Origin of the sequence: Verrucosispora sp. ts21 (genome assembly GCF_002879555.1) — a bacterium.
Classification (GTDB): domain Bacteria; phylum Actinomycetota; class Actinomycetes; order Mycobacteriales; family Micromonosporaceae; genus Micromonospora; species Micromonospora gifhornensis.
In genome coordinates this window covers 38,099-48,851 of record NZ_PNOZ01000032.1, presented here as the reverse complement: position 1 = coordinate 48,851, position 10,753 = coordinate 38,099, and the positions used below count along the sequence as shown (strand labels likewise).

Genomic DNA, 10,753 nt, shown 5'->3' with positions numbered 1-10,753 from the left:
TGGCGAGGCAGTGTCCAGCGGAGAGGTGACACCTGGTGGCAGGTCGAGGCGAGATCGTTTACATCGGCGGATACACGGCGCACAGCGGCGGCCGGGGCACGGGGATCGTCGCCGCCCGACGTGATCCGGACTCCGGCGAACTGACCTCGTTGGGCACCGTCGCGGTCGCCGCGTCGCCGTCGTTCCTCGCCCGTCATCCCCACCGGCCCGTGCTCTACGCGGTGAACGAGCTGCCCGACGGGCAGGTCAGTGCCTGGCAGGTGGGGCCCGAGGGCGAACTGACGGAGATCGGCTCGTGGGCGACCGGCGGGGCCGAGCCCTGCCACCTGGCCGTCGCGCCGGACGGCCGGTTCCTGTTCGTGGCCAACTACGGTGGCGGGAGCGTGACGGTCTTCCCGCTCGACGCCGACGGGGTGCCGGGCGAGCGCAGCGACGTGGTGGAGCATTCCGGTCACGGGCCGGATCCGGAGCGCCAGGAGCGGGCCCACGCGCACATGGTCGTGCCCGGGGTCGGTGGTGAGCCGCTGCTCGCGGTCGATCTCGGCACGGACTCGATCTACCGGTACGACCTCGACGCCGCCTCCGGACGGTTGGTGCCCCGGCCACCCCGGGTGCGTACGCCCGCGGGAGCCGGCCCCCGACACCTGGCCCGGCATCCGGACGGACGCCGCTGTTACGTCTCCGGGGAGTTGGACCGGTCGGTGCTGGTCTACGAGGCGGACGAGGACGGCGTGCTGCACCAGCGAGGGCGGGTCGACGCCAGCGACCGGGCCGGGCACGTCCAGCCGTCGGAGATCGCCGTCGATGCGGACGGTCGCCATCTCTACCTGGCCAACCGGGGGGTCGGCACGATTTCCGTCTACTCGATCGGGGCAGGTCTACCGGAACTGGTCGATGAAGTGGAGACCGGCGGTGAATGGCCCCGCCATTTCGTGCTGCTCGGAGAGCATCTCTACGTCGCGGACGAACGGGCGGACATGGTGCGCACCTTCCGGGTAGATCGGGAGACCGGGGTGCCGATGGCGATCGGTGAGCCGTTGCCGATTCCCAGCCCCACTTGCGTTCTGCCCTGATCGTGGTGGTGGGCAGCGATCCATCCACATTGCGCCGCTGAGTCGTCACTCAAAGTTACTAAATCACGGTAAACTGTTTCTCCTCTGTAACTTTCGTCCGAACGGCCATGGCAGTCCCATGGCCAGGTCCGCAAGATGGTCAGCGTGTCAGCAGGCCGCCATCGCATGCGTTCAGGTATTCACGGTGCCGCCGCCGCAGCCGCGGTCGGCGTGCTCGTCGTCACCGCCGGTGGGTGGGTGGGTTATCGCCAGCTCGCCGGCCCGGACTGCTCTGGCAAGATCGAGTTGTCGGTCGCGGTCGCGACCGAACTCGCGCCGGCGGTCGACGCGGCGGCCTCCGAGTGGGAGGAAAAAGGTGCCGCGGTCGACGGCACCTGCATCGACGTGACCGTAGCGGCTGCCGACGCGGTCGAGGTGGCAGCGGTGGTGGCGGCCAAGCACGGGGCGAGCCTCGCCGGCGTAGGCCAGGCCAGCGGCACGGCGGTGAGCCCCGACGTCTGGATCCCGGACTCCTCGACCTGGCTGTTGCGGTTGCAGACCGGCGGTGCGGCGGCCTTCGCGCCGGGCAACGGCGCGTCGATCGCGAGCAGTCCGGTGGTCGTCGCCATGCCCGAACCCATCGCCGGACGGCTGATGGGCTGGCCGCAGAAGGAGATCGGCTGGACCGAGCTGCTGGCCCGGGTCAACAGCGACCGGCCGTTGAAGACCGGCATCGTCGAGCCGACCCGCGACGCCGCCGGCCTGTCCGGGCTGCTGTCGCTGATGACCGCCGCGGCCTCGTCCGGCGGTGCCACCGCCGAGCAGGACCGCATCGGCGCGCTGCGGGCGCTGGCCTCGGGTGCCTCGGCGCTGCGCCAGGACCTGCTCGCCAAGTTCCCCACCGCGTCGGACGGCACCACGTTGGCCAGCTCACTGGGCGCGGCGGCGCTGTCCGAAGAGGACGTCATCCAGTACAACGCGAAGAAGCCGCCGGTGCCGCTGGCGGCGCTCTACCTGAAGCCGTCGCCGCTGCCGTTGGACTACCCGTACGCGGTGCTGCCGGGCATCGAGCCGGCCAAGGACTCCGCCGCCCGGGTGCTGTTCGAGGTGCTCACCACACCTTCGTTCAAGGACAAGCTGGCGGCCCAGGCGCTGCGTGGGCCGGACGGCAACTGGGGTAGCGGCTTCGAGCCGCCGCAGGGCGCACCGAGCCCGGCCGGCGGCGACCCCTCCGCGGCGCCACCGCCGCAGGGCGGCATCGCCGCCGGTGGCCTCGCGCCGGACGCGGTGGAGCGGGCCGTCTCCAGCTGGTCCATCGCCACCCTCTCCGGTCGGATGCTCTGCATCATCGACGTGTCCGGCTCGATGAAGAAGGCGGTGCCGACCGCCAACGGGGCGACCCGGCAGCAGGTCACCGCGGAAGCGGCCCGGCGGGGTCTGAACCTGTTCGACGATTCCTGGTCGATCGGCCTGTGGGTCTTCTCCACCAGGCTGGACGGCGCGCGTGACTACCGTCAGGTGGTGCCGACCGGCCCGCTGTCGCGGCAGCGCAGCAACCTGGAGCGGAGCCTGGACACGATCACCTCGTCGAGCGGCGACACCGGTCTGTACGACACGCTGCTGGCGGCGTACAAGGACGTGCAGGAGAACTGGGAACCGGGCAAGGTCAACTCGATCGTGCTCTTCACCGACGGCAAGAACGAGGACGCCGACGGCATCTCGCAGCGGCAGCTGCTCGCCGAGCTGAAGCGGATCAAGGACCCGGACCAGCCGATCCAGGTGATCATCATCGGCATCGGCACCGAGGTCAGCAAGGCGGAGCTGGACACCATCGCACAGAGCGCCGGTGGGGGTGCGTTCGTCGCCGCCGACCCGACTAAGATCGGTGACATCTTCCTGCGAGCGATCGCCCTGCGGAAGGCGCCGGCCTGATCGGTGCCTCAAGGGCGAGCCCTGCGGTATCGGGGAAACCCTTACCACAGGCCAGCTTCCGGCTGGTTACCCGGCACGGAAAGTGACGGCAATACGTCGGAAGCAATTGGCCGTCATAGTTTTCAAGGGAGGATGTCGACGTGCATCGGCAGCTCCGGCTCTCCGTCGAGCCGGACCCGTGCCGTCGGCGAGCGAAGTGGGAGGGCTGGTGACCTCGGCGACGCTGTTGACCCCCGCCAGATCTTCAACAAGACCCGACGGCACGGCGTCATCGAGCAGTTCGATACGCGGTGCCCAGCGGGCCTACGTGCGAACCCTGGTGGTGCTGGACGCCACCGTCCTGACCCTGGCGGTGCTCGCCGGCTACGCGGCCCGCTTCGGTGAGGCCGCGCCGCGCGGCACCCACGTGCCGTACGTCGTGGTCGCTCCCGGGCTGGTGCTGGCCTGGCTGCTGTCGCTCAAGGCGATGCGCTGCTACGACGACCGGGTGATCGGCTACGGCGCGGACGAGTACCGGCGGGTCAGCATGGCCAGCCTCCGCCTGGCCGGTGCGGTGGCCATCGCCGGTTACATCGCCGACGTCGGCGTGTCCCGGGGATTCCTGGCGATCTCGTTCGCCGTCGGCCTGGTCGGGCTCGAACTCGCCCGGTTCGCCGCGCGCAAGCGCCTGCACCGGGCACGCTCGGCGGGGACCGGCTGGTCCCGGCGGGTGCTGGTGGTCGGCGACACCGCGCACGTGCTGGAACTGGTGCACACCCTGCGACGCGAGCCGTACGCGGGCTACCAGGTGGTGGGCGCGTGCATCCCGGACGCCCTGCTGGCCCCGGTGGCCCAGCGGCTCGGCGACGTGCCGGTGGTCGGCTCGTTCCGGGGCATCCCGGAGGCCGCCGCCGCCATCGGCGCGGACACCGTGGCCGTCACCGCCAGCGGTGAACTCACCGCCGCCCGCCTGCGCCGGCTCGGGTGGCAACTGGAGGGCACCGGGATCGACCTGGTGCTCGCCCCGGCGCTGACGGATGTCGCCGGCCCGCGCATCCACACCCGCCCGGTGGCCGGCCTGCCGTTGATCCACGTGGAGGCGCCCGAGTTCCGGGGCATCCGCAAGCTGGTGAAGGGCTTCGTCGACCGGTCGATCTCGCTCGTGGCGTTGGCGCTGCTGCTGCCGTTGCTCGTGGTCATCGCGTTGGCCATCAAGCTGAACAGCCGCGGCCCGGTGTTGTTCCGGCAGATCCGGGTCGGGCAGGGCGGTCGGGAGTTCGGCGTCTTCAAGTTCCGCACCATGGTGGTCAACGCCGATGCCCTGCTTGCCGAGTTGGCCGCGCGCAACGAGACCGACGGCCTGATGTTCAAGATGCGCGACGACCCGCGGGTCACCCGGGTCGGGCGGCTGCTGCGCAAGTGGTCGCTGGACGAGCTGCCACAACTGGTGAACGTGCTGCTGGGGCAGATGAGCCTGGTCGGCCCCCGCCCGCCGCTGCCCTCCGAGGTGGCCCGCTACGACGGCGACGTGGCCCGCCGGCTGTTGGTCAAGCCGGGCATGACCGGCCTCTGGCAGGTCAGCGGCCGGTCGGACCTGAGCTGGGAGGACGGCATCCGGCTGGATCTCTACTACGTGGAGAACTGGTCACTGGCAGCCGACCTGACGATTCTCTGGAAGACCTTCGGCGCGGTGGTCAACAGCCGGGGCGCGTACTGACCCGACCGGTCACGGCTGCGGTCCGTACCAGTCCAGGCAGACCACCACCGCGTCGTCGGTGAGATCGCCGGCGACGAACGCCCGCAGATCGCCCAGCAGGGACCGGACCGCGTCCAGCGGGCTCATCGGCGCAGTACGGCGCAGCATCCGGTCCAACGCGCTCTCTCCGTAGCGGACGTCCTGCCCGGTCGCGTCGAGCACCCCGTCGCTGATCATGAAGAGGCGGTCGGCGGGCCGGAGTTGGATGTGCTGCTCGCGATAGTGCGACCCCTCGAACATGCCGAGGGGAAACTGCGCCTCCAGCGGTTGCACGCTGACCTCGCCGTCGCGAAGCAGGACGAGCCGGGGCGAGCCCGCGTCGACGGCGGTGAGCAACCCGCTGTGCAGGTCGACCTCGAGCAGCAGCGTGGCGAGGTACTGCTCGCCCCGGTGCAGGGCGTAGATCGCCTGGTCGGCCAGCGCGGCCTGGTCGGCCAGGGAGATGCCGGCCCGGCGGGCGTTGCGCAGCGCGCAGGTGGCCAACGTGGTGAGCATCGACGCGGCGACGCCGGCACCCATGCCGTTGATGGTGGCGGTCCACACCCGGTCACCGTCGTCGGACCAGTCGAAGCTGTCGCCACGTACCGCGTACGCCGGCTCCAGCTGCCCGGCCAGGCTGAAGGAGGGTCGAATCCGGCTGCGCCCCGGCAGCAGCTCCCACTGCATCTCGGCGGCGAGCGTGAGCCGCCGGGCCCGCCGGGCGGTGCGGTAGACGTCCGTTCCCGGGTCGACCGCGGTCAGTTCGTGGGCCAGGGCGGTGCCGATCTCGGCGAGGTCGGCCAGCAGGCTCTCGTCCGTGACCGGGTGCACCCGGAGCACCCCGCGTCGCTCGCCGCGCATGCTCACCGGTAGGTAGGCCGTGCTGTCGACGTACACCGGGCTCTGGTGGTCGAAGCACCGCCAGGCCGGGTGTCCCGGTTCGCTCACCGCCTCCCCGGGGGTGAGCGGAAGCAGCGCGGCCAGCCGGTAGTCGACCTGGAGGAGTTCGACGTCCGCGATGCCGAACTCCTGGTCGAGCAGCCCTCTGATCCGGCTCAGCAGGAGGTCCGCCGGGGCGGTGGTGAGCACGGTGCGGGCTTGCTCGACCGGCTCACTCATGGGTATCTCCTTGATCACAAGCGCATCGATCGACAGAATCGGAGTACGCTCAGGCGCACGATGGCGGAACAGCATGGTTTTCCAGGACCCGAGATGAGTATGGCTGCCGAGGTGGATGTCGCGGCGGGTGCCCTGCTGACTGTCTGGGACGGTGCCCGGGAGCGCACAGCGAACCGGATCTCCACCGCCCAGCTCCGTGCCGTCATGCTGGTGGAACGGCAGGACGGAATCAACCTGCGCAGGCTGGCCGCCGGGCTCGACATGCTGCTCTCCTCGGCCAGTCGGCTCTGCGACCGGCTCGTCGCCGCCGGCATGCTGGAACGTGAGCCCGGCCGGGCGGACCGGCGGGAGATCTCCCTGCACCTGACCGCCGAGGCCCGCAGCCTCCTCGCCGAGTTGCGCGAGGATCGTCGTCAGCACCTGGCGACGATCCTGGCCGACATGACACCGGAGGGCCGCGCGGCGCTGCTGCGTGGTCTGCGGGAGTTCGACGAGGCCGCCCGGGCCCGGGTCGTCCGGCCGGTGTCGCCGCTGGTGCCCCAGCCCGACGAACCGGACACCGGTCATCTGTCGGAGGTCCGCGACGTCGTCGACGCCCCGCTGAGCTGGTCGAACGGGGAGACCGCGGTCTTCCGGACGGCCTGACCGGTTCAGCCGGACGGGGTCACCGCCAGCATCGCGACGTCGTCGTGCCGCTGCCCGGCGGACCACTCGTCGACCAGCCGCAACACCCGGTCGACGAGCGCGGCGGGAGGCAGGCCGGCCCCCGAGGAGAGCGCCTGACGGAGCCGTCGCTCGCCGAACATCTCCGCACCGTGTCGGCCGCCCCGAGCCTCGGTGACCCCGTCGGTGTGGGCGAACAGCACCGAACCGGGCGGCAGCCGCAGGTCGACCTCGGTGAACCGGGCGTCGGGCAGGGCGCCGACGGGCATCCCGCCCACCCGTACCGAGGTCACCGTGCCGTCGGCGTCGACCACCAGCGGGGCCGGATGCCCGCCGCCCGCGACCCGGATCCGTAGGCCGCCCTCGGGCTCGCGGCGCAGCGTACCGAGCAGCAGGGTGGTGAACTGGCCGCGCCGGGCCGCGTCGGACATGTCGAGCAGCGCCTGGTCGAGCAGCCGCAGCAGCGCCAGTGGCCGCTGTTCGACCAGGCGCAGCGTCTGCAACGACTGCCGTACCCGGCCGGTGAGCACGGCCGCGCCGACCCCCTTGCCGCAGACGTCGCCGAGGGCGAACAACGCGCCGCCGTCGGTGGGCAGGACGTCGTAGAAATCGCCACCGATACGCAGGCTGTCCCCGGCGGCACGGTAGCCCCCGGCGACGTCCATCCCGACGATCCCGGGCAGCTCCGGCGGCAACAGGCTGTTCTGCAGCACCCGCGCCAGGTGGGCCTGTTCGTCGTACAACTCGGCCATGGTGAGGGCGGCACCGGCGCGGGCGGCGAACTCGCGGGCCAGGTCGACGTCCCGCGGGTCGAAGCCGCCCCGTCGGGCGTGCCGCAGCAGCACCAGCGCCCCGGCCGTCCGACCGGCCCCGGGCATCGGGCTGACCAGCAGGGTCGCGCCTGGTTCGACGTCGGCAGCAACGATCGGGTCCAGGTGGCCGGCCGCCCACACCCGGGGTGGCGGGAACCCACCGTCGAGCGCTTCCTCGATCTCCGGCAGGGCAGTGGTGAGGCTCCAGTCGGCCGTTCCGGCCACCGGACCGGACTGGCGCTCGGTGTGCCGGACCCAGTGCGGCCGTTGCTCGGCGGGCACCGCCGGCAGGTGCATCACCAGGGCCAGGTCGGCCAGGTAGGGCACGGGCAGGGCGGCGGCGGCCCGCAGGGCCTGGTCACGGTGCAGTGCCAACCCCAGCCGGCGGCCCGCGTCGGCCAGGAAGGCGGTACGGCCGCGTTCGGTCAGCAGGGCCTCGCTGCGGGCCTGTTCCTCGGTGACGTCGCGGACGTACCAGACGGATCTGCCCCCGGCCAGGGCCCGCCGTACGCCGCGAAGCTGCCGGTGGTGGTGCTCGGCCTCGAAGCGGGTGTGCCCGGCGACGGTCGCCGCCGCCAGGGCCGGCACCGCGCAGCCGGCCAGGTCGGTGCCGGGACGCAGTTCGGGGAGCAGCCGGGCGGCGGCCGCGTTGACCAGCTCGACCGACCCGTGGTCGTCGGTGGTCAGCACCGCGTCGGTGAGCCCGTCGAGGAGCTCACCGGCCAGATCGACGCGCGCAGCCACCGCTTGTCGGCCGGACCTGCCGGCCCCCTTGCTGCGTCCGGAGCCGGCGACCCGGCCCTCGCGGGTGCTGGTCATCGATGCTCGCCGCGCGTCCTGCGCTGTCGAGAGGTGCGCATGCCGGTGGTGTCGCTCCTGCGGTCACGGTGATTGTTGTTGTGGAGCAAGGGTACCGAGTACCCCCGACACACCGACATGCCGAGATGCGCGACGCGCTGCCCGCTACAGCCGGGCCAACCAGGCGACGGGTCGGGCGATGATCCGGCGTACCACCGATCCGGCCGCGCCGACGGCGGCGGCGGTCGCCCCGAGGACCGCCGGACGGACGGTCACCGGCGACCAGGCCGCGGTCAGCACCCGACGCTCGATCTCCGCGAGCATCGGTGGCCGCAGCCAGGGTGCCAGTGGCGCGTAGCCGCCGCCGAGCACCACCGTGTCGAGATCCAGCAGGTTGATCACGCTGGACACGGTCACCCCGAGCGCCACGCCGGCCTCGTGCAGGGCGTGCAGCACTGTCGCGTCGCCGGCCCCGGCAAGCTCGGCCAACCGGTTCGGCGCGGTGTCGGCGGGCAGATCCGCCCCGGCCAGGCCGGCCGCGGCGAGGATCGACTCCTGTCCGGCGTAGCGCTCCAGGCAGCCCCGACCGCCGCACCGGCAGGGCGGGCCGTCCGGTCGTACCGGGATGTGGCCGATCTCCCCGCTCCAGCCTCGGGCGCCTCGGTACAGGGCGTTGTCGAGCACGATGCCGGCACCGATGCCGACCTCGCCGGAGATGTGCAGGAAGCTGCCCGGACCGGCACCCGCGTGCAACTCGCTCAGCGCGGCCAGGTTGGCCTCGTTGTCCACCACCAGCGCCGGCACGCCATCGATCACCTCGGTCAGCGGTGGATGTTCGGCCAGCAGCTCGGGGACCGGCACGTCGCGCCAGCCGAGGTTCGGTGCGAGCCGGACCAGACCGACGTCGTCGACCAGGCCGGGCACCCCCAGGGCGGCGCCGGCCAGGATGAGGCCCTGTGCGTCGGCGGCGGCGCGGGCCTCGGCGGCCAGCCGCACCAGCCGGCCCAGCGCGTCGGCGGGGGAGACCGGCCGCAGGTCGGCACGGTGCACGCAGTGGTGCCGGACCTCACCGGCGAGATCGACGACGCAGGCGGCCAGGTAGTCGACGTTGACCTCCAGGCCCAGCCCGGCCGGGCCGTCACCGGCGAGCACCAGACCACGGGCCGGTCGGCCGGCACCGGAGCGCGGCTGCGGCTCCGCCTCGGTGACCAGCCGTCCGGCGACGAGGTCTTCCACCACGGCGGAGACCGTGGCCCGGGTCAGGCCGGTCTCGGCCGCCAGCGCGGCCCGTGAGGGGGGTCGGGGGGCGGCGGCGATCCGGCCGAGCACGAGGGCGAGGTTCAGTTCGCGGAGGCTGCCCTGGCGCACCGCGCCGGCCGGGGCTGCGGTTGGGATCACCTCTTGACACTGCCACATCACCGCCATTTAATTCAACCACTGAACAAATAGCGGACGACATCACCGGAGGTCTGCCATGGCACCCCGTCCCACCCCCGCCGACAAGTTCTCCTTCGGGCTCTGGACGGTCGGCTGGCAGGGTCGAGACCCGTTCGGCCACGCCACCCGTACCGCCATCGACCCGGTGGAGTCGGTGCACCGACTCGCCGAACTGGGCGCGTACGGGGTGACCTTCCACGACGACGACCTCATCCCCTTCGGGTCGGACGCCGCCACCCGTGACGCGCAGATCGCCCGGTTCCGCAAGGCGCTCGACGAGACCGGCCTGGTGGTGCCGATGGTCACCACCGACCTGTTCCAGCAGCCCGTCTTCAAGGACGGCGGCTTCACCAGCAACGACCGTGACGTGCGGCGCTTCGCGCTGCGCAAGGTGCTGCGCAACGTCGACCTCGCCGCCGAGCTGGGTGCCAAGACGTTCGTCATGTGGGGTGGCCGGGAAGGCGCCGAGTACGACGTCGCCAAGGACGTCCAGGCGGCGCTGGAGCGCTACCGGGAGGCCGTCGACCTGCTCTGCCAGTACGTCATCGACCGCGGCTACGACCTGCGGTTCGCGCTGGAGCCCAAGCCGAACGAGCCGCGCGGCGACATCCTGCTGCCCACCGTCGGGCACGCCCTGGCGTTCATCTCCACCCTCGCCCACCCGGAGCGGGTCGGCCTGAACCCGGAGGTCGGCCACGAGCAGATGGCCGGGCTCAACTTCGCCCACGGCATCGCCCAGGCGCTCTGGCAGGGCAAGCTGTTCCACATCGACCTCAACGGCCAGCGCGGCGTCAAGTACGACCAGGACCTGGTCTTCGGCCACGGTGACCTGCTCAACTCCTTCGCCCTGGTCGACCTGCTGGAGCACGGCGGCCCGGCCGGCGCGCCGGCCTACGAGGGGCCGCGGCACTTCGACTACAAGCCCTCCCGCACCGAGGACCTCGACGGCGTGTGGGCCTCCGCTGAGGCGAACATGCGCACCTACCTGCTGCTCAAGGAGCGGGCCGCGGCGTTCCGGGCCGACCCGGAGGTGGCCGAGGCGCTCGCTGCCAGCAAGGTCGCCGAGCTGGGCGTGCCGACGCTGGGCGAGGGCGAGGGGTACGCCGAACTGCTCGCCGACACCAGCGCGTTCGAGGAGTTCGACGTCGACGCCGTCGCCGCCCGTGGCTTCGGCTTCGTCCGGCTCAACCAGCTCGCCGTCGAGCACCTGCTCGGCGCACGCTGAG

At 72.0% G+C, this 10,753-nt stretch carries 8 protein-coding genes; 5 read left to right on the top strand and 3 right to left on the bottom strand.

What is annotated here, in order from left to right; genetic code table 11:
• Window positions 1-35: 35 nt before the first annotated feature.
• The 3 genes from C1A38_RS15825 to C1A38_RS15815 all read left to right on the top strand — a co-directional run bounded on the left by C1A38_RS15825 (window position 36) and on the right by C1A38_RS15815 (window position 4,680).
• A complete protein-coding gene (locus tag C1A38_RS15825) occupies window positions 36-1,073 on the top strand; it encodes a lactonase family protein (RefSeq protein ID WP_102658584.1) in 1,038 nt (345 codons plus the stop codon).
• A gap of 144 nt (window positions 1,074-1,217) precedes the next feature.
• The gene (locus tag C1A38_RS15820; protein ID WP_102658603.1) at window positions 1,218-2,984 is read left to right on the top strand and encodes a substrate-binding domain-containing protein; all 1,767 of its coding nucleotides are present in this window, start codon (window positions 1,218-1,220) and stop codon (window positions 2,982-2,984) included.
• A gap of 208 nt (window positions 2,985-3,192) precedes the next feature.
• Window positions 3,193-4,680, top strand: coding sequence for a sugar transferase (locus tag C1A38_RS15815; protein WP_102658583.1), 1,488 nt, complete (start codon window positions 3,193-3,195; stop codon window positions 4,678-4,680).
• Between the two features lie 9 nt (window positions 4,681-4,689).
• On the opposite strand, the gene C1A38_RS15810 is transcribed toward C1A38_RS15815, so the two are convergent.
• A complete protein-coding gene (locus C1A38_RS15810; RefSeq protein ID WP_102658582.1) occupies window positions 4,690-5,817 on the bottom strand; it encodes a PP2C family protein-serine/threonine phosphatase in 1,128 nt (375 codons plus the stop codon).
• Between the two features lie 93 nt (window positions 5,818-5,910).
• Here C1A38_RS15810 and C1A38_RS15805 point away from each other — a divergent pair, with 93 nt between their 5' ends.
• Window positions 5,911-6,462: a MarR family winged helix-turn-helix transcriptional regulator gene (locus tag C1A38_RS15805; protein WP_233196851.1), complete on the top strand. Its 552-nt coding sequence runs from the start codon at window positions 5,911-5,913 to the stop codon at window positions 6,460-6,462.
• Between the two features lie 5 nt (window positions 6,463-6,467).
• Here the strand turns inward: C1A38_RS15805 and C1A38_RS15800 are convergent, their stop codons facing one another.
• On the bottom strand, window positions 6,468-8,111 hold the full coding sequence (locus C1A38_RS15800; RefSeq protein ID WP_199180217.1) for a SpoIIE family protein phosphatase: 1,644 nt from the start codon (window positions 8,109-8,111) through the stop codon (window positions 6,468-6,470).
• Between the two features lie 144 nt (window positions 8,112-8,255).
• Complete coding sequence (locus tag C1A38_RS15795; protein WP_102658580.1) at window positions 8,256-9,515, bottom strand: ROK family transcriptional regulator; 1,260 nt, start codon at window positions 9,513-9,515, stop codon at window positions 8,256-8,258.
• A 49-nt stretch (window positions 9,516-9,564) separates the two neighbouring features.
• On the opposite strand from C1A38_RS15795, the gene xylA reads away from it, so the two are divergent.
• Window positions 9,565-10,752 carry a xylose isomerase gene (gene xylA, locus C1A38_RS15790; RefSeq protein WP_013735577.1) on the top strand — a complete coding sequence of 396 codons (1,188 nt, stop codon included), beginning with the start codon at window positions 9,565-9,567 and terminating at the stop codon, window positions 10,750-10,752.
• Window position 10,753: the final 1 nt, after the last annotated feature.